This is a genomic window from Streptomyces curacoi (assembly GCF_001513975.1).
GTDB lineage: Bacteria > Actinomycetota > Actinomycetes > Streptomycetales > Streptomycetaceae > Streptomyces > Streptomyces curacoi.
Genome location: NZ_KQ947989.1, coordinates 30690 through 49494, shown reverse-complemented (window position 1 = coordinate 49494; position 18805 = coordinate 30690). Strand labels below are relative to the sequence as shown.

The 18805-nt window shown below is 72.5% G+C and carries 13 protein-coding genes and 1 pseudogene; 4 read left to right on the top strand and 10 right to left on the bottom strand.

Annotated features, from left to right (window positions below):
- Nucleotides 1-54: 54 nt before the first annotated feature.
- From AQI70_RS20460 to AQI70_RS20435, 6 genes are all read right to left on the bottom strand, one after another.
- The gene (locus AQI70_RS20460; protein WP_062152155.1) at nt 55-1014 is read right to left on the bottom strand and encodes a threonine/serine dehydratase family protein; all 960 of its coding nucleotides are present in this window, start codon (nt 1012-1014) and stop codon (nt 55-57) included.
- Nucleotides 1015-1152: 138 nt separating this feature from the next.
- The gene (locus tag AQI70_RS20455; protein ID WP_079051392.1) at nt 1153-2232 is read right to left on the bottom strand and encodes a polyprenyl synthetase family protein; all 1080 of its coding nucleotides are present in this window, start codon (nt 2230-2232) and stop codon (nt 1153-1155) included.
- A complete protein-coding gene (locus tag AQI70_RS20450; RefSeq protein WP_062152153.1) occupies nt 2229-3293 on the bottom strand; it encodes a tetratricopeptide repeat protein in 1065 nt (354 codons plus the stop codon). Before AQI70_RS20450 ends, AQI70_RS20455 begins: the two co-directional genes overlap by 4 nt.
- A gap of 194 nt (nt 3294-3487) precedes the next feature.
- Complete coding sequence (locus tag AQI70_RS20445; protein WP_062152151.1) at nt 3488-4165, bottom strand: AIM24 family protein; 678 nt, start codon at nt 4163-4165, stop codon at nt 3488-3490.
- Between the two features lie 64 nt (nt 4166-4229).
- Nucleotides 4230-5669, bottom strand: coding sequence for a CAP domain-containing protein (locus tag AQI70_RS20440; protein ID WP_062152150.1), 1440 nt, complete (start codon nt 5667-5669; stop codon nt 4230-4232).
- A gap of 118 nt (nt 5670-5787) precedes the next feature.
- Nucleotides 5788-7032, bottom strand: a complete 1245-nt coding sequence (locus tag AQI70_RS20435; protein ID WP_079051391.1) for a serine hydrolase domain-containing protein — start codon at nt 7030-7032, stop codon at nt 5788-5790.
- 196 nt (nt 7033-7228) lie between these two features.
- Between AQI70_RS20435 and AQI70_RS20430 the strand changes: the two genes are divergently transcribed.
- The 4 genes from AQI70_RS20430 to AQI70_RS20415 are packed head-to-tail and all read left to right on the top strand — an operon-like array spanning nt 7229 to nt 13903.
- Complete coding sequence (locus AQI70_RS20430) at nt 7229-8407, top strand: ROK family transcriptional regulator (RefSeq protein ID WP_062152149.1); 1179 nt, start codon at nt 7229-7231, stop codon at nt 8405-8407.
- A 32-nt stretch (nt 8408-8439) separates the two neighbouring features.
- Nucleotides 8440-10305, top strand: a complete 1866-nt coding sequence (locus tag AQI70_RS20425) for an alpha-galactosidase D (protein ID WP_062152147.1) — start codon at nt 8440-8442, stop codon at nt 10303-10305.
- A 41-nt stretch (nt 10306-10346) separates the two neighbouring features.
- The gene (locus AQI70_RS20420) at nt 10347-12710 is read left to right on the top strand and encodes a glycosyl hydrolase family 95 catalytic domain-containing protein (protein ID WP_062152144.1); all 2364 of its coding nucleotides are present in this window, start codon (nt 10347-10349) and stop codon (nt 12708-12710) included.
- Nucleotides 12707-13903, top strand: a complete 1197-nt coding sequence (locus tag AQI70_RS20415; protein WP_062152142.1) for an SGNH/GDSL hydrolase family protein — start codon at nt 12707-12709, stop codon at nt 13901-13903. Before AQI70_RS20420 ends, AQI70_RS20415 begins: the two co-directional genes overlap by 4 nt.
- A 16-nt stretch (nt 13904-13919) precedes the next feature.
- Here the strand turns inward: AQI70_RS20415 and AQI70_RS37595 are convergent.
- The 4 genes and pseudogenes from AQI70_RS37595 to AQI70_RS20390 form a co-directional block, all read right to left on the bottom strand.
- Nucleotides 13920-15120 (bottom strand): annotated as a pseudogene (locus AQI70_RS37595) (AAA family ATPase).
- 108 nt (nt 15121-15228) lie between these two features.
- Nucleotides 15229-15582 (bottom strand): UBP-type zinc finger domain-containing protein, encoded by a 354-nt coding sequence (locus AQI70_RS20400; protein WP_062152136.1) that lies wholly within the window; start codon nt 15580-15582, stop codon nt 15229-15231.
- Complete coding sequence (locus AQI70_RS20395; RefSeq protein ID WP_062152134.1) at nt 15579-17024, bottom strand: ATP-binding protein; 1446 nt, start codon at nt 17022-17024, stop codon at nt 15579-15581. The genes AQI70_RS20400 and AQI70_RS20395 overlap by 4 nt, the downstream gene beginning before the upstream one ends.
- Complete coding sequence (locus tag AQI70_RS20390) at nt 17021-18697, bottom strand: NAD(P)/FAD-dependent oxidoreductase (protein WP_062152132.1); 1677 nt, start codon at nt 18695-18697, stop codon at nt 17021-17023. The genes AQI70_RS20395 and AQI70_RS20390 overlap by 4 nt, the downstream gene beginning before the upstream one ends.
- Nucleotides 18698-18805 lie beyond the last annotated feature (108 nt).

Here is an 18805-nt window from a genome sequence, read left to right as displayed (position 1 = left end):
CTGCTGACGCGTGAGTAAGTTTTCGAAAAGGCACGGGAATTGAGCCGGACCGGTTCAGCGGAGACCGAAATCCGCCGCCCACCGCAGCACATCCCCGGTCGTCGCGTTGCCCCCGCACACCACCAGCCCCAGTCGCGCGCCGCCCCCGACCCGCGTCAGGACGCGCCGGGCGGCGGGCAGCAGACAGCCGGCGGCCGGCTCGGTCCACACCTTGGCGTGTTCGGCGAGGTCGAGCACGCCCTGTACCGCCTCCCGGTCCGGGACCACGAGCACGTCGTCGACCAGGGCGGACACATGGTCGTACGTCAGTTGCGACACGGACGGCGCGCTCAGCGTGGACACGATCGACGACAGGGCGACCGGCACCGGGCCGCCGGCCGCCAGCGCCTCGGACATGGCCTGGGCGCCCTCCGTCTCCACCCCCCAGATCCGCACGTCCGGCCGGCGGGCCCGCAGCGCCACCGCCACACCGGCGACGAGCCCGCCGCCCCCGACGCTGACGAGCACGTCCGTGAGGTCACCGGCGTCGTCGGCCAGCTCAAGCCCGACGGTGCCCTGGCCGGCGATCACCAAGGGGTCGTCGAAGGGATGGACGAGCGTCAGCCCCTCGTCCCGCATCCGCGTGACGAGCGAGAACGCGCCGTCCATGTCGTCCGTCAGGCGCACCGAGGCCCCGGCATCCCGGGCGATCCCGACCGCGCGTGCGGGTGCCGAACGCGGCATCACCACAGTGGCCTTCACATCGAGGGCGGCGGCCGTCATCGCCAGGGCGATCCCGTGGTTGCCCCCGCTGACCGCCACGACCCCGGCGGCGCGCTGGGCGTCGCTCAGCGAGAGCAGCTTCGCCGTCGCCCCGCGGGCCTTGAACGAACCGGTGCGCTGGAGCAGTTCCAGCTTGGCCGTCACCGGCACCCCGAGCAGGTCCGACAGGCCGGGGCTGGGCACGGTCGGGGTGCGCACGACATGTCCGGCGATGAGTTCGGCCGCGGCTGCTACGTCCGAGATCCCGATCAAGGCAGTCACCTTTCCGGCGCGGGACGGGGTTCCACGCCGTCTGGCACCCTGACGCGGGAGATGCCGCCGGTCAACTCGTTTCGCCGGGGGCGGCGCGGTGACGCGCGGACCACCGCCGTACCGCCCCGCACCGCGCTTTCACAGATCGCGCCGCACGAGGAAGTCCAGCAGCGACCGCAGCTCCCGCGCGGGCCCCGCCTCCAGCGGCACGTCCGCCAGAGCGGCCGCCACGGCGGTCACCTGGCGCCGCGCCTCCGCGAGCGCGGCCGCACGCCCGCCCGCCTCCTCGATCAGCGCGGCCGCCGCGCCGGGGTCGGCGCCCTCACCGGCCGATTCCAGCACCGCCGAAAGCCGTCCCGCCACCGGGGAGTCGAGCGCGGCCAGCACGGGGAACGTCTTCTTCCGCTCCCGCAGGTCGCCGTGGACCGGCTTGCCGGTGACGGCAGGGTCGCCCCAGATGCCCAGCAGATCGTCGACCACCTGGAAGGCGATGCCCAGATGCCGGCCCGCCCGGTCGAGGGCGGAGACGATCGCGGGCGGCGCCCCGCCGAGCAGGGCACCCAGCGCGGCCGCACAGCCCAGCAGGGCGCCGGTCTTGTGCTCGGCCATCGTCCGGTACTCCGCCGCCCGCACCCGCTCCGGCCCGGTCCAGGGACGCGTGGCGAACAGCAGGTCCTCCGCCTGCCCGCGCACCAGGTCCTGCAACGCCGCGGACAGCAGCCGTACGGCCCGCGGGCCCGCCGGTGCCAGGGCGAGCGTCTCGACGGCCAGCGCGAACAACGCGTCCCCCGCGAGAACGGCGGGGCCCGTGCCGTACGCCTTCCACACGGTGGGGCGGCGGCGCCGGGTCGTGTCGCCGTCCATGATGTCGTCGTGCAGCAGGGAGAAGACGTGCACCAGCTCCACCGCGACCGCCCCGGGGACCGCGACACGCCCCGGCGCACCCGCCGCCTCGGCACCGAGCACGGCCAGCGCCTGCCGTACGCCCTTGCCGCCCGAGACGGTGGCCGGTGCGCCGCCCACCTCGCACCAGCCGAAGGAGTACGCCGCCATCTCGCCCACCCATGGATGCGTGCGCCCCACGGCCTCCCGCAGCGCGGGGCGCACCAAGGCGCGGCAGCGTTCGAGGATCTGGCGGGCGTCGGCCGGAGGGTGCTCCGGCGAGGCGAGGCGGTGGGCGTCGGCCGGGGTACGGACCGCGGGAGGGAACGCCGTCACCGTACGGCCACCGCCCCGGCGCGCTGTGCGGCATCCTCCACGGCGCCCAGCTCCTCCTGCGCCCGCGTCACCATCTCCCGCGCGTGCCGCAGCCCGATCCGCTCCAGCACCTCGGCCAGCTCGGCCAGTTCGGCGGTGGTCTCGGCCCGGTCGCGCCCCAGCCGCGCCCGCGCCTTGACCAGTCCCAGCCGGGACAGCGCCTCCCCGCGCGGCTCGCTCATGGCGCGGAACTCCGCGAGCGCCTGCTCGTACAGGGCCCGGGCCGCGGCGTAACGCCCGGCGCGGTACAGGACGTTGCCGCGCATCTTGTGGTTGTAGGCCAGCGCGCTGGACAGCTTCATCGCCCGGCAGGTGGCCTCCGCCTCGGACAGCAGGGCAAGGGCGCGCTCCGTGTCGCCGTCGCGTACGGAGACGATGTCGGCGAGCCCGCGCAGCGCCCAGGCGTGGCCGCGCCGGTCGTCGGCACGCGCGGCGATCTCGGCCGCCTCCTCGAACAGGGCGTACGCCCTGTCGTACGAGCCGGTGTTGCGGTGGATCTGGGCGATGCCCTCCAACGCCCACACCGTGTGTCGCGCCTCGCCGCGCCGCCGGGCCTCGGCCAGCAGCTGCTCGTGCAGCCGGTGGACGGCCTCGTAGTCGCCCTGGATACGGCCGGTCTCGGCCAGGCCGGCCAGTGAGTAGCCGCGTACGACGACGTCGCCGCCGCGTTCGCCGAGCTCGGCCGCGAGTTGCAGCAGCCGCCGGGCCAGGGCGAACGCGCCGCGCTGCCGGGCCAGCGTGCCGCCGCTCCACAGCGCCCAGGCCATCGCCGCGGTGTCCCCGGCCTGCCGGGCGGCGCGGTAGCTTGCCTTCCATGCCCGGTCCGCGTCCCCGACCTGCCCGAGCCGGCGGTGCGCCTCGGCGACCGCGAGCCCCGAGCGCGCCGCCTCGCCGTGCTGCCCGGCCCGCTCGGCCGCCCGCAGTTGTTCGGTGCCGGCGGCCAGTACGTCGGTGAGTGACGAGTTGACGGACAGCGCGGTGAGCGCGCCCTGGTACTCGGGGGCGAATGCCTTGCCGTACATCGATCCCTCTCGGTTGATGGACATGTCCCGTATACGCTGGATGTATACACACGGCGTATACTCTCTGTGTATACGCCGTGCGTATAGAGCGTTGAAAAGGAGCCCTGGCCCTTGGGCCAGGGCTTCACCTGTTGCCGATCAAGACGCGGACACGACCGAGTGGGTTGCCCGTGAGGCGCAGATCACCCCGGGCGTCAGTGCTGCTGGGCCTTCGGCGGCGTCACCTCGCTCGGCCGGACGACGACATAGCCCTGCCCCTGCAGCATCAGCTGTACGGCCTCCCCGGAGCCGCCGCGCAGCATCGAGCCGAGGGACTGCGAGCGGTGCAGCGAGGTCTCCAGCCCGGCGGTCCAGCCGACCACCGCGTCCGTGTCGACGTACACCGGGTACTGCGGCGAGACCGGGATGACCAGAGGACTGCCGTCGCACACCAGGCCCAGCCTGCCGTGCCCGGTGAAGACACTGTTGAACAGGCCGCCGCCGGCGATGCCCGCGCCCTTCACCGTCGCGATCCGGTACGACAACGAGGCGTCGAAACACAGGACGTTGCGGCCGTTGACCGTGAACTCGTCGCCGGGGTCGACGTCGACGACGAAGCAGTTCTGCGCCTCGTGCGCGAACCAGGCCTCGCCCTGCCCGCGCACCGCCATCAGCGGCAGCCCCTCACCGGTCATCGCCCGCTTGAGCATGCCGCCCACGCCCTGGCCCTTGCGCTCGAACTGGAGGTTGCCGCGGTAGGCGACCATCGCGCCCTGGCGGGCGTGCATCTCGCCGTTCACCGCGTACTTGATGCACTTGGCGTTCTCGATCGTCATGCCCGGCGCGGTGGCGGGCTGGACCATGTGCTCGCTGGAAAAGAGGTCACCCTTCATGTGGGCATCCTGTCCCGGACGGTCCCGTTCCGGCCAGATCGCCGCACGTCGGCCTCGCCGGAGGTCAGGCGCCGAAGAGCTGCGTCCAGTACGTGCCCGCCGGGCCGCCGCCCGCGAAGCCGATGCCTATGTGCGTGAAATCGCGCTTGAGGATGTTCGCGCGGTGACCCGGGCTGTTCATCCAGCCCTCCACCACCTCGGCGGGGGAGCGCTGGCCACACGCGATGTTCTCGCCGATCGCGCGCATACGGGAGCCGGCGGCGGCCGCCCGGTCCCAGGGCCGGCTTCCCTCGGGCGAGGTGTGGGAGTAGAAGGCGCGGGCCGCCATGTCGGCGCTGTAGGTCTGCGCGGCGGTGGTCAGCGCGGAGTCGACGGCCAGGGGCAGCAACCCCGCCCTGGCACGCTCGAGGTTGGTGAGATCGACGACCTCGGCCGCCGTGCGGGACAGGTCGCCCGGCATGAGCGGCGCGGCCCACAGAGCGGTCCAGTAGGTGTCGCCCGAGCGGCCCCCCGTGACGTGCCCCAGGCCGGCATGGGTGAAGGCCGGGTCGTGCAGGGTGCGGCGGGGCCGGTCGGTGCGCAGGCAGTACGCGACGAACTCGGCGGGTGTGCGCGGGCCGGACACGAGGTGCTCGCCGATCGTGAGGTACGTGTACCCGGCGGCGGTGACGCGCTGGTACACGGAGACTCCGTCGCGGCCTTCGACGCCGAGCCGTCCTGCCGCGGCCATGGCGGCGGCATGCGCCCGAGCGGCGGAGGCGAGGCGGGCGTCGAGGGTGACGGGCGGCGAACCGGCGTCGGCGCGGGCGGAGTTGACCAGCCCGAGGAATCCGTCCGGGTCGGAGGACGGGACCGGTGGGGCGGCGACGGCGGACGGAGTGTGGATCGTGGACCATGCGGTGGACGCGGACCGTGCGGTGGACGCGGACCGTGCGGTGGGCGTGGGCCCTGCGGTGGGCGTGGGCCGTGCGGAGGACAGGGGCCGGGCGGCGGGTGGTGGCTGTGGCGCCGGGGACGGAGTGGCGTCCTCGATGACGTCCACCCCGAAATCGCGCGCCAGGCCCGCCAGCCCGTCCGCGTACCCCTGCCCCAGGGTCCGCAGCTTCCAGCCGTCGCCGCGCCGGTAGATCTCCGCGAGCAGCAGCACGGTCTCCTGCCGCGGGCCCTGCGGCGCGAACCGGGCGACGGCACGGCCGTCCGCGGCGGTGACGTGCAGCGTGGGTGCGGGCAGGCGGCCCAGGGGAGTACCGGGGTCGGCGGGGCTGACGACCACCGTGACCCGGGTGGCTCCGGAACGCAGGCGCGGCGGGTCGACGGTCAGGGTCTCGCCGTGGAGCCGGGCGCCCGGAGCGGACGGCTGGTTGTAGAACACGAAGTCGGCGTCGCCCCGGACCTTGCCGCTGTCGTCGGTGATGAGCGCGGACACGTCGAAGGGGCCGGGTACCCGGACGGTCACGCTGCCGCCCGGGAGGGGCAGATTGCCCCCGGGAACCAACTCGCTCATCGTGCCGTCCTGGGAACCGACTCGCTCATCGCGCCGTCCTGCTCGGTGGTTCGGGATCCGGTGGGGATGTCGGGAAAACGTCCACCGGATCGCGTGGGTTCCCGTCCGACGGCCGCCCTCAGTTCCGGTCCGGGACCACGGGGATGCCCGGTGCGACGTCCTCGTACATCTCGCCGAGCGCGGAGCCGCGCCGGGGCTTGGCCTCCTTGCCGCAGAACGCGGACTCCAGCGTGCCCAGCATGGAGTTGAGGACCGTGCTGTTGTTGGAGGTGTTGGCGAGCGCCGCGAGGCTGCGCCTGCCGTCCTTGGACGCGAACGCGTATGTGTAGTAGCCCTGCACCGCGCCTGTGTGACCGTACACGGAGACCCCGCACGACAGATCGCGGCGCCGCAGCCCCAGCCCGTACGCCTGTGAGCCGCCCGCCGGTACCCACCGCTGCATCTGGGCCAGCTGCGCCGGGGAGGTCAGCCGGCCGCCGAGCAGCGCCGACAGGAAGGTGTTGAGGTCCCGGGTGCTGGAGATGACAGCGCCCGCGCTCTGCGCCCAGGACACCGTCTGCTCGGTGGAGTCGACGAGCGCCGCGCCGGCGGTGTCCGGCGTGAGATAGCCGCGGGCGTGACGGCCGGGGATCGTCGTGCGGGGATGCACGTAGAAGGTGTCGCGCAGCCTCAGCGGGTCGATGATCCGGTTCTGGTACTCGGTCCGTACGGAGTGGCCGGTCAGCTTCTCGATGAGCATTCCGGCGACGACGAAGTTGGTGTTGGAGTAGGAGTACGCGCCGCCGGGCCCGGTGGTCCGGGGCTTGCTCAGGGACCGGTTCACCAGCTGCCGGTGGGTGAAGACCTTGGTGCGGACCGCCTCGAAGCCGGGAACCGTCCGGGCGAACATCTCGTTGGTGTAGTCGTGCAGGCCGCTGCGGTGGCTGAGCACATGACGCACCGTGATCCGGTCGTCGGGCAGCAGTCCCGGCAGATAGCGGTTGACCGGGGCGTCCAGCTTCAGCTTCCTCTCGTCGGCCAGTTGCAGCAGGACGACCGCCGAGAAGATCTTGGTGACACTGCCGATGCGGAACCGGTCGGCGTTGCTGATGGGCCGTCGGGTCCCGCGGTCGGCGACTCCCGTGGCGGCCCAGTGGACCGTGTCCCGGTCGTCGAGCCGCGCCATCGCGCCCGGGGCGCCCTGCCGCCGCGCCGCGCGCAGGACGTCCCACAGCCCCGCGACATCGGGTGCGGGCAGGGCTCCCGCCGAGGCGGCGGACGGGCGGACGCCGGGTTCCCGGGGCGCGGCGTGTGCGGGAACCGCCAGGAGCGACACGAGGGCCGCCGCTGCCGCCGTACCTCTGACCACCGTTGCTGAGACCATCCGGCTTCCTCCCGATCCCGCCGACGCGCTGCTGATACGAGAACGATCACCTTCGCTCGGGGCAACGTTCTCGCACCCCGTCACCTCGCCACGGACGACGCGCAGTTGGAAGGCCGCCGGTCCACCGGGTGGGAGTCCTTCAGCGAATCCTGCTTCTTTTATTGACGGCGGAAAATAAGGGCTCTAGGTTCCGGGCATGCCCTCGATCCGCCGCGCCGAGACGTTCCCGGCGAACACGCCGGCCGCCTCGCAGATCTTCACCACGGTCCTGTGCCACGGGCCCCTCACCCGCCTGGAGGCGGCCCGGCGGGCGGGGCTGTCCCCGGCTGCCGTCACGAAGGCGGTCCGGCCCCTCATCGAGGCCGGATACCTGGTCGAGGACGTGGACGAGCCGGCCCGCCCCGCGCTGGGCCGCCCGGCCAACCCCGTGCGGGTCGACGGGGGACGGGCCCTGTTCATCGGCGTCAAGGTGACCGGCGACGAGATCATCGGTGTCCTCACCGACCTGTGCTGCCGTATCCGCGTCGCCCGCCACGCCCCGCTCCCGCACCGTGCGCCCAAGGCCGTGCTGGCCTCGGTCGCCGAGCTGGTGGGCGAACTGCTCGCGACCGCCGGCGACGCGGACGTCCCGGTCCTCGGCCTCGGCATCGCCGTCTCCGGTGACGTGGACCGCGGTGAGGGAGTCGTCCGCTACTCGCCGTTCCTGGAGTGGCGGGACGTCCCGCTCGCCGAACTCGCCGCCCAGACCACCGGGTTGCCGGTCACCGTCGACAACGACGTCCGCGCCCTGACCGTCGCCGAGCAGTGGTTCGGCGCCGGTGTGGGGCTGTCCGACTTCGCGGTGGTCACGGTCGGCGCGGGCATCGGCTGCGGTCTCGTGGTGCACGGCCGGGTGGTCGCCGGTGCGCACGGCGTGGCCGGGGAGATCGGGCATGTGACCGTCGACCCGGCCGGCCCGCCCTGCCACTGCGGCAACCGCGGCTGCGTGGAGGCGATCGCGGGGGACGCCGCGATCCGCCGGCGGATCCGCGAGACGACGGGCGTCGAGGTCGCCGACACCGCTCAGGCCGTGGCGCTCGCCCACGACGGGGCCGCCGGAGCGCGCGAGGCCTACGCGCGGGCCGGCGAGGCGATCGGCCGGGGCATCGCCACCGTGGCCAACCTGCTCGGCCCCGAACGCGTGATCATCTCCGGCGAGGGACTCGCCGCCCACGACCTGTTCGCCGAACAGATCCGCGACGCCTTCGCCGCGGCCGCGTTCGGCTCCGCCGCCCAGTGCGACGTACAGACCCGCCCGCTCCCCTTCGAGGAGTGGGCACGCGGGGCCGCCGCCACCGCGATCCAGTCCTTCATCAGAGCCGACGACCAGCGGTAGAGCCGCTGGACCGACCCCGGGAGGTACGACCCATGCGGTCATCCTCGTACTGCGTCATGCCCGCACGCGCCCTGAGAGCCGCGATCGTCCTGGCCCTCACCGCCGGCGCCACCGCCGCCGTCCCCGCCGCGCGGGCGGAGACCGCCGCCTCCGCCCAGACCGCCGTGCCCACCCAGACCGCCGTGCCCGCCCAGACCGCCGTGCCCGAGGCCGCGGCCCCCGCCCTCGCGGCCAAGCCCTACATGGGCTGGTCCAGTTGGAGCATGCAGTCGTCGAAGTACCCCGGCCTCAACCCGGACGGCGACTACAGCTACCTGACCGAGGCGAACGTCCTGAAGCAGGCCGACGCCCTGGCCGCCAAGCTGAAGAAGTACGGCTACGAGTACGTCAACATCGACGCCGGCTGGTGGCGCGACAACACCTGGAAGCCCCGCTTCGACCAGCACGGCCGCCAGCAGGCCGACCCCGTCCGCTTCCCCAGCGGCATGAAGGCCGTCGCCGACCGCATCCACGCCAAGGGCCTCAAGGCGGGCATCTATCTGCCGGTCGGCCTGGAGAAGGAGGCGTACGGCGACGGCAGGGTGGCGATCTGGAACGCCGACGGCTGCACCACCGCCGACATCGTGTACGAAGACCTGCGCACCACCAACGGCTGGGACAGCGCCTACAAGCTCGACTTCGCCAACCCGTGTGCGCAGAAGTACATCGACTCCCAGGCACGGATGTTCGCCGACTGGGGCTACGACTTCCTCAAACTCGACGGCGTCGGACCCGGCTCCGGCAAGAGCGGCGACCAGTACGACAACGTTGCCGACGTGGCCGCCTGGCAAAAGGCCATAGCGGCCACCGGCCGCCCCATCCATCTGGAGCTGTCCTGGTCGCTCGACATCGGCCGCGTCGCCGACTGGAAGAGGCACTCCCAGGGCTGGCGCATCGACACCGACGTCGAGTGCTACTGCAACACCCTCGTCAGCTGGGAGAACTCCGTCGACGACCGCTGGGACGACGCCCCCGGCTGGACCCGGCACGCCGGCCCCGGCGGCTGGAACGACCTCGACTCCCTCGACGTCGGCAACGGCGAGATGGACGGCCTCACCAAGGCCGAGCGGCAGAGCTACGCCACCCTGTGGGCCATCGCCAAGTCCCCGCTGTACACCGGCGACGACCTCACCCGCCTCGACCCCTACGGCCTGTCCCTGCTGACCAACCGCGAGGTCATCGCCGTCAACCAGGGAGCCACGCCGCCCGCACGCCCCGTCACACCCTCCGACCCCCAGCAGGTCTGGGCCGCGAGGAACCCCGACGGCACCTACACCGTCGCCCTGTTCAACCTAGCCGACGCCCCCGCCGCCGTCACCGCCCACTGGGCGTCCCTCGGCTTCACCGGCAAGGCCGCGGTCCGCGACCTGTGGAACCACGAGAACCTCGGCACGTACCGGAACAGGATCACTGAGGCCCTGCCCGCCCACGGCTCCCGCCTGTTCACCGTCACCCCGCGCGGCAGCGCCCTCACCACGACCGCCCACGAGGCCGAGTCCCCGTCGAACACGCTCGGCGGCAACGCCTCCGTCGCCGACTGCCCGGCCTGCTCCGACGGCCGCAAGGTCGGCAACCTCTACCTCGGCGGCACCCTCCGCTTCAACGACATCGTCGTCGACAAGGCCGGGACGTACTTGATCAAGGTGGCCTACGTCAGCGGCGACCCCCGGTCGGTCGACGTCTTTGCGAACGGCGGCGGCGCCACCCGCCACAAGTTCCCCTCCACCGGCGACTGGGGAACCCCCGAGACCGTCAGCGTGCCCGTGACCCTCAAGGCGGGCGCCAACACGATCACCTTCGACAGCGGCACCGGCTACGCACCGGACATCGACCGGATCGACGTACCGAAGTCGTCCTGAACCACCTCCAGGAGCCCGAAGAACGACTGCCAGGAGCCGCCATGGACACCACCCCGTCCGACCGCCTGCCCAGACGCGGCCTGCTCGCCCTCGCCGCGGCGACCGGAGCCCTGACCGGTCTGCCCGCCTTCACGGCGACGGCCGCACCGCGACGCCTCACCGACTTGCCTGTCACCACCGGCAGTTCACGCCACCAGCTGTGGTGGCAGGCCCCCGCCGACGACCACTCCATGATCGAACAGGGCCTGCCCGTCGGCAACGGCCGCCTCGGCGCCCTCGTCGGGAACGACCCCGGCCGCGAACTCCTCCTGATCACCGACGCCACGATGTGGACCGGCGGCCGCAACGACACCCTCGACGCCGACGGCCAGTTCCCCTACGACCGCGCGAACTTCGGCTCCTTCACCCTGCTCGCCCGCCTCACCGTCGACCTCCCCGACCACGATCTGTCCGCCGTCCACGGCTACCGCCGCACCCTCGACCTGGCGCAGGGCCTGGTGACCACGTCGTACACCCGCTCCGGAGTGACGTACCGCAGGCGGGTCTTCGCCAGCCGCCCCGATGACGTGATCGTCCTGCACTTCACCCAGAGCGGCGGCGGCCGCTACACCGGCACCGTGGCGCTGGAGGGCACGCACGGCGAGGGCGCCGCGGTGTCGTTCGGCGGGGCCTTCCCCAACGGTCTGCGGTACGGGGCCGCCGTCACCGCGTACGGCACCGGCGGACGCGTCACCGTCGGCGGCTCGCGGATCGACTTCGCCGGCTGCCGGGAGCTGACCGTGGTGGTGAGCGGCGGCACCGACTACGCGCCCGACGCGGCCAAGGACTATCGCGACCCGTCCCTCGACCCGCCAAGGCTCGCCCGCGGCAAGATCCGCGACGCCGCCGCCCACTCGGCCGACACCCTGCTGCGCACCCATGTCGCCGACTACCAGACCCTGTTCGGGCGGATGGACCTCTCGCTCGGCACGTCGTCCGCCGCGCAGCGCTCCCTGGACACCTGGGAACGGCTCAGGGCCCGGGCCCGGGACGGCGAACCCGATCCCGAACTGGAGGCCTCCTATGCCCAGTTCGGCCGGTACCTGATGATCTCCGGATCGCGAGGCAGCCTGCCCCTCGCCCTGCAAGGGCTGTGGCTCGACGGCAACGACCCGGACTGGATGGGCGACTACCACACCGACATCAACATCCAGATGAACTACTGGATGGCCGACCGGACGGGCCTGTCGCCGTGCTTCGACGCCCTCACCGACTACTGCCTCGCCCAGCTCCCGTCCTGGACCGACCTCACCCGCCGCCTCTTCAACGACCCGCGCAACCGCTACCGCAACTCCACCGGCAACAACGCCGGCTGGACCGTCGCCATCTCCACCAACCCCCACGGCGGAGGCGGCTGGTGGTGGCACCCGGCGGGCAACGCCTGGCTGTGCATCACCCTGTGGGAGCACTACGAGTACACCGGGTCGCGGGAACTTCTGGAGAAGATCTACCCCTTGCTCAAGGGAGCCTGCGAGTTCTGGGAGGCGCGACTGCTCACCACCACCCTCCCGGGCACCACCCGGGAGGTGCTCGTCGCCGACAGCGACTGGTCACCGGAGCACGGCCCGCTCGACGCCAAGGGCATCACCTACGCCCAGGAACTGGTGTGGGCGCTGTTCGGGAACTACTGCACCGCGGCGGCGGAGCTGCGCACGGACACCGCCTACGCGGATACGATCGCCGCACTGCGCAGAAAGCTGTACCTGCCGCGAGTCAGCCCGAGCACCGGCTGGCTGGAGGAGTGGATGTCCCCCGACAACCTCGGCGAGACCACGCACCGCCACCTGTCCCCGCTGGTCGGCCTGTTCCCCGGCGACCGCGTCCGCCCCGACGGCTCCACCCCGGCCGACATCGTCGCCGGCGCGACCGCCCTGCTCACCGCGCGCGGCATGGAGAGCTTCGGCTGGGCCAACGCCTGGCGCAGCCTGTGCTGGGCCCGCCTGAAGAACGCCGAGAACGCCTACCAGCTGGTCGTCAACAACCTCCGCCCGTCGACCGGCGGCAGCAACGGCACCGCACCCAACCTTTTCGACATCTACGAAGTCGAACGCGGCCGGGGCATCTTCCAGATCGACGCCAACCTGGGTACTCCAGCCGCGATGATGGAAATGCTGCTGTACTCCCGACCCGGACACATCGAACTCCTCCCGGCGCTCCCCGACGCCTGGGCCGCCTCGGGCTATGTCAGGGGCGTCGCCGCGCGCGGCGGCTTCGAGATCGACCTGCGCTGGCGCGACGGGCGGCCGGCCGAGGCCCGGATCCACAGCGTCGGCGGGCGCACCACGACGGTCGCGCACGGCGCTGTGTCCCGCACGGTCACGCTGCGGCCGGGCGCGTCCGTCACGCTGAAGGACTTCACCCGATGAGGGCAGGACTCCCGCTGGCCGCCCTCCTGCTGACGGTCGCCGCCTGCCAGTCCGCGCCCGCGCCCGCCGGGGCGACCGGCGACCCGAGCGGCGTCGTCACCTGGGCGGCGAGCGCCGACCGCATGGGCGACGGTGTCGCCGGCCGCAGCTACCGGCTCGTCGTGCACACCAGCGTGGGCGGCACCGACCTGCGGATCCGGCTCTCCAACGCCTTCGGCGACCGGCCGCTGACCTTCGACAACGTCTACGCGGGCAGCCAGAAACAGGGCGCCGAGCTGCGGCCGGGCAGCAACCGTCGCCTGACCTTCGGCGGGGCACGCACGGTCACCGTGCCGGCGGGCAGCACCGTGTGGAGCGACCCGCTGCCCGGCAGGCTGCCCGCCGCGACGAACCTCGTCGTCAGCCTGCACAGCCCCGACGCGGGCGGCCCGGCGACCGGCCACTGGATGGCCCTGCAGAGGTCGTACGCGACCCAGGGCGACCACACCGCCGAGGAGAGCGGCGCCGCCTGGACGATCCCGACCGGCTCCTGGTTCCACCTCGACGCCGTCTCCGTGCGCGCCCGCGCGGGCACCGGGGCGGTGGCCGCCCTCGGCGACTCCATCACCGACGGCTGGCAGTCCACCGCCGACCTGAACCGCCGCTGGCCCGACTACCTCGCCCGCCGTCTGCAACGAGCGGACACGGCGGTGAAGGGCGTCGCCAACGAAGGCATGTCGGGCAACAAGGTCCTCGCGGACGGCCCCGGCCAGAGCGCGCTGAACCGGCTGGAGCGGGACGTCCTGTCCCAGCCGGGCGTGCGCACCGTGTTCCTCTTCCAGGGCGTGAACGACATCAAGGCCCATACCGGCGTCACCGCCGAGGACCTGATCGACGGCTACCGCGAGATCGTCGAACGTGCGCACGCGGCCGGCAAGTGCGTCGTCGGCGCGACCGTCGGCCCCTTCAAGGGCTGGCACGAATGGGACCCAGCCGCCGAGGCCGTACGTCAGGAGGTCAACGCGTTCATCCGCACCGGCGGAGTGTTCGACGCCGTCACCGACTTCGACCGCGTCCTGCGCAGCCCCTACGACCCCGGAAGGATGCTTCCCGCCCTCGACGGCGGCGACCACATCCACCCCAACGACAAGGGCATGCAGGCGATGGCCGACGCCGTCGACCTGACCGCCCTCGACTGCGGCACCACCCGCTGACGGGCGCGGCAGGGCCTCAGCCCACCGTCTCCTCGCGCGAGACGAGGCCCTTGCGACAGGCGACCGCCACCGCCTCCGTGCGGCTCGCGGCGCCCAGCTTGGCGAGGATGTTGGAGACATGGACGCTCGCCGTCTTGCCGGTGATGTACAGCTCCTCGCCGATCTGCCGGTTGCTGCGGCCGAGGGCGAGGAGGCGCAGGACGTCCTGCCCGCGGGCCGTGAGCGCCAAGGAACGGTCGGCGGCGGCTTGCGCGAGGCGGCCCCGGCGGATCAGGGCGTCCAGCCGCTGGAGCAGCGGCGTCGCGCCGAGCCGGGTGGCCGTCTCCCGTGCCGCCCGGGCCTCGGTGGCCGCCGACTCGCGGTCGTCCGCCGCCAACAGGGCTTCGGCGTGGCGCAGCCGGCACCGCGCCCGGCTCGTACTCGTCGCCGTAGTCGAACGCGGCCACCGCCTTCGCCCACGCCGACACATCCGGCCCGGACACCGCCCGCGCCCACTCCGCCTCCGCGCGGGCCAGCCACGCCATGCCTTCCGGGCCCTGCCGCGTGCCGTCCACGCCGCGTACGGCCGTCGTCCGCGCCGGCTCGACCAGCTCGCTCGCCGTGTCCGCCCAGTGGCGCACCCCCGCCTCGTCACCGGTCAGGCGCAGCTCGGTGGCCCGGTCGGCGACCGCGGACAGCGCGAGGGCGGCGAGCCGGACCGTGGCGTCGGGCGGCGTGCCCGCGTCGTCGGTGAGGGCCGTGACGGTGGACCGCATCCGCTCCACCGCCGCCTCGGCGTCTCCGCGCAGTGCGGCGGCGTCGGTGAGCAGGAACCGCAGCAGATCCCTGGACGACTGGTCGGCCCAGTGCAGATCCTCCAGCACGAGGAGCACCGGCGCGAGGTCCGCCAGATCGGCCAGCAGCCCGGCGATGCCCTCGAACAGCCGCAGCCGGTCACTCACGGCGTCCGCCCCGCCCCCCAGCAGCCGGTCGACCACGGGATGAGCCCCGAGAACGTCCGCGAGCCGCTCGTCACCGGCGAGCGCCCCGAGCACCTCGGTGAACGGCAAATACGGCAGCCCGACATCACCGAGATCGACACAGTGCCCGGTCAGCACGGTCATGCCCGCCGCGGCGGCCCGGCCCGCGACCTCGTCCAGTACCCGGGTCCTGCCGACTCCGGCGTCCCCGGCGACCAGCACGGCCCGGGCCTCACCACCCCGGGTACGTTCCAGCACATCGCAGAGCCGGGCAAGCTCGCCTTCCCGCCCGATGATCGGCGCACCCGATGAGGTCTGTGACACGAACACATCTTGTCACTTCGAACTGACAGGAGGTCCGGGCTCTCAGGCGCGCAAGGTCTTCGCCCAGTCAGCCGGCACCCGCCCCGCCGGCCCCGGCGACGGCTGGTCCGCGGGATGGCTCACCGGAGGCGCCAGCTCAGGCCCCGACTCGTACAACTCGTTGGTGGCGTAGTCCCAGAACCACTCCTCACCCGGCTCGAAGCTCTGCACGAACGGATGCCCGGTCTCCCGGAAGTGCGCCGTCGCGTGCTTCGCGGGCGAACTGTCGCAGCACCCCACATGCCCGCACTGCGCACACCGCCGCAGATGGAACCACCACCCACCCGCCGCGTCGCACTCGACGCATCCGCTGCCACTCGGCGGGACGCTCGGATCGATTCCGTTGTCGCCGGTCATACGGAGCCCTCCTCGACCGATGTGAGCGGCAGCAGCACCCGGAAGCGGGTGTTCCCCGGCTCCGACTCCACCTGGATGCTGCCGTGGTGTTTGTTGACGACGATCCGCCAGGAGATGTCCAGCCCGAGCCCGGTGCCCTCACCCACGGGCTTGGTCGTGAAGAACGGATCGAAGATCCGCCCCCGGTGCTCGGCCGGGATGCCGATCCCCGTGTCCCGGAACTCCACCAGCAGCCGGTCGTGATCGGGCGCCGTCCGCACGGTCAACGTCCCTTCCCCGCCCGCGCTGTTGATGGCGGAGACCGCGTTGTCGATCAGGTTGGTCCACACCTGGTTCAGCTCGGCCGGGTAGGCCGGGATCCTCGGCAGCGTACGGTCGTACTGTTTGACGACCTTGATCCGCGGGCCGATCTTGCCCGACAGCATCAGCAGGGTGCTGTCGAGGAGTTCGTGCACGTCGGCGTTCTGGAAGGGCGCGCGGTCGAGCTGGGAGTACTGCTTGGCGGCGTCGACGAGGTGCGAGATGCGGGTGGTCGAGTCGTTGATCTCGTCCATCAACAGCTCGGTCTCGACGGTGTAGTTGAGCCACCCGATCGCGCTGGGCAGGATCTCCTCGTCCACGGCCGCCGCGACCTGGTCCAGCCAGTCCTCGTCGAGACCGGCCTGCACGAAGGTCGGCGCGATCCGCCAGCCCTCCGGGATGCCGTGGTCGTCGAGCCAGTCGGTGACGGCGTCCTCCCGGTCCGAGGCCTCCAGCGGGCTCAGCGCGGGCGCCTTGGCGACCCGTTCGGCGGTGCGCTCCTGGATCTCGATGAGGTCCGCCAGGGTCTCGGGCGAGTAGGAGCCCTGGGCGATGATCGCGAGCTTGTGCCGCATCTTCGCCACCCGTTCCCGCAGCGTCGAGGTCGCCCGTACGGCCGCCGCCGCGGGATTGTTGAGCTCGTGCGTGAGACCGGCGGACAACGAGCCGAGCGCCAGCAGCCGTTCGCGTTGGTTGATGGCCGACTGGGTGCTCTTCTGGCCGAAGAAGAGGCCTTCCAGCAGATGCAGGGCCATCGGGAACCAGTCGCGGATCACGTCCGCGAAGGTCTCGGCGGGCAGCACGAAGAAGCGGGTCGGCTCCGTCACCCGCATCGAGCTGTTGTACACCTGCGGCACCCGGTCCCCGAGATAGGCCTGCCAGGCCCCGGAGTACACCCCGCGCTGGGAGGTCCGGTTGACCTCCACGTCGTCGCCGCCGACCCGCCGGGACAGCACGACGGTGCCCTCGATCATGACGTAGAAACAGGTCGCGGGTTCGCCCTCGCGGTAGACGGGGCCGGGCTCGAATCTCTCCACCCGCCCCTCGCTGCACAGCCTGCCGAGCTGCTCGGGGGTGAGCTTCTCGAAGAGGAACAGCGATCCGATCTCGCCCGGGTCGCACGGCATCGACTGCCCGCTCATGACTGCTCCAGATACCGGTGGACGAGCATCACGGCCATGGCTCCCTCGCCGACGGCGGACGCGACCCGCTTGGCGGACTCGGCGCGGGCGTCGCCCGCCACGAACACGCCGGGGATGTTGGTCTCCAGGTGGTACGGCGGCCGGTCCAGCTCCCAGCCGGCCGGTGGCCGCCCGTCGGGGGTCAGGTCGGGGCCGGCCAGGATGAACCCGCGCTCGTCGCGCAGCACCGTATCGCCCAGCCAGTCGGTGAGGGGGGCCGCGCCGATGAACACGAACATCCACTGGGCGTCGACGCGTTCGGTCCGCCCGCTGTCCACGTCGCGCAGCGTCAGCTGTTCCAGGTGGTCGGAGCCGTGCGCGGCCTCGACGACCGTGCGGGTGCGCACCGAGATGTTGGGCGCCTCGTCGATCTGCTGGATCAGGTAGTGCGACATGGACGCGGACAGATCCGGCCCGCGCACCAGCAGCGTGACCGACTTCGCGCCCCGCGACAGGTACATCGCCGCCTGCCCCGCGGAGTTGGCGCCGCCGACGATGTACACGTCCTGGCCGTGGCAGGCGGGCGCCTCCGTGAGCGACGAGCCGTAGAACACCCCGCAGCCGGTCAGCTCGGCGGTGCCGGGCGCCTCCAGCTGCCGGTAGGACACGCCGGTCGCCAGGATCACGCTGTGCGCGGCGACCGCCGAGCCGTCCGAGAACCGTACGATCCGTGCGGCGCCGCCGGCCTCCAGTCCCGTGACCTCGCGCGCCGTGAGGATCTCCGCGCCGAACTTCGCCGCCTGCCGGCGCGCCCGGTCGGTGAGCTGCACCCCCGACACGCCGTCCGGGAAGCCGAGGTAGTTCTCGATCCGGGAGCTCTGCCCGGCCTGGCCACCGGTCGCCGACCGCTCCACCAGCACGGTCCGCAGCCCCTCCGACGCCCCGTACACGGCCGCGCCGAGCCCGGCCGGTCCGCCGCCGATGACGACGAGGTCGTAGAAGTCGGCCGTCGGCGTGGTGGCCAGACCCACCTTCGCGGCGAGCTCGGGTGCCTCCGGCGCCACCAGGGGCGTCCCGTCCGGGGTGATCACCAGCGGCAGCCGCTGCCCGTCCTCCCCGGCCGCGGCGAGCAGCCGCTGCCCCTCGGGCTCGTCGGCCGAGTACCAGCGGTACGGCACCTGATTGCGGGCCAGGAACTCCCGCACCTCCGAGGAGCGCGCCGACCAGCGGTGCCCGACCACCTTGGTGCTGGGCACCGGCCGGTAGTCACTGCGCCGCCACGCCTCCAGCAGCTCGTCCAGGACCGGGTAGAGCTTCTCCTCGGGCGGATCCCACGGCTTGAGCAGATAATGATCAAGATCGACGACGTTGATCGCGTCGATCGCCGCGTTCGTGTCCGCGTAGGCGGTCAGCAGCACGCGGCGGGCGCCGGGATACACGTCCAGGGCCTGTTCGAGGAACTCGATGCCGTTCATCTGCGGCATGCGGTAATCGGCCAGGATCACGGCGACGAGGTCGCCGCGGAGTTTCAGTTCACGCAGCGCCTGCAGCGCGGACTCGCCGGACTCCGCGCGCACGATCCGATGCGACTCGCCGTAGCGCCGCCGCAGGTCACGGGCGACGGCACGGGAGACCCCCGGGTCGTCGTCCACGGTCAGGATGACGGTCCGCGCTGCGTCGGCGGCCTGTGCCATACGTCTCCCACCCCGAGGGTCCACGTTCCCGGCACGGCGAAAGTGTCCGGAAGCCGCCGTCGCCGCGCCGACTCCGGCCCATCGTATGTTCGATCCGTCTGGTTCGCT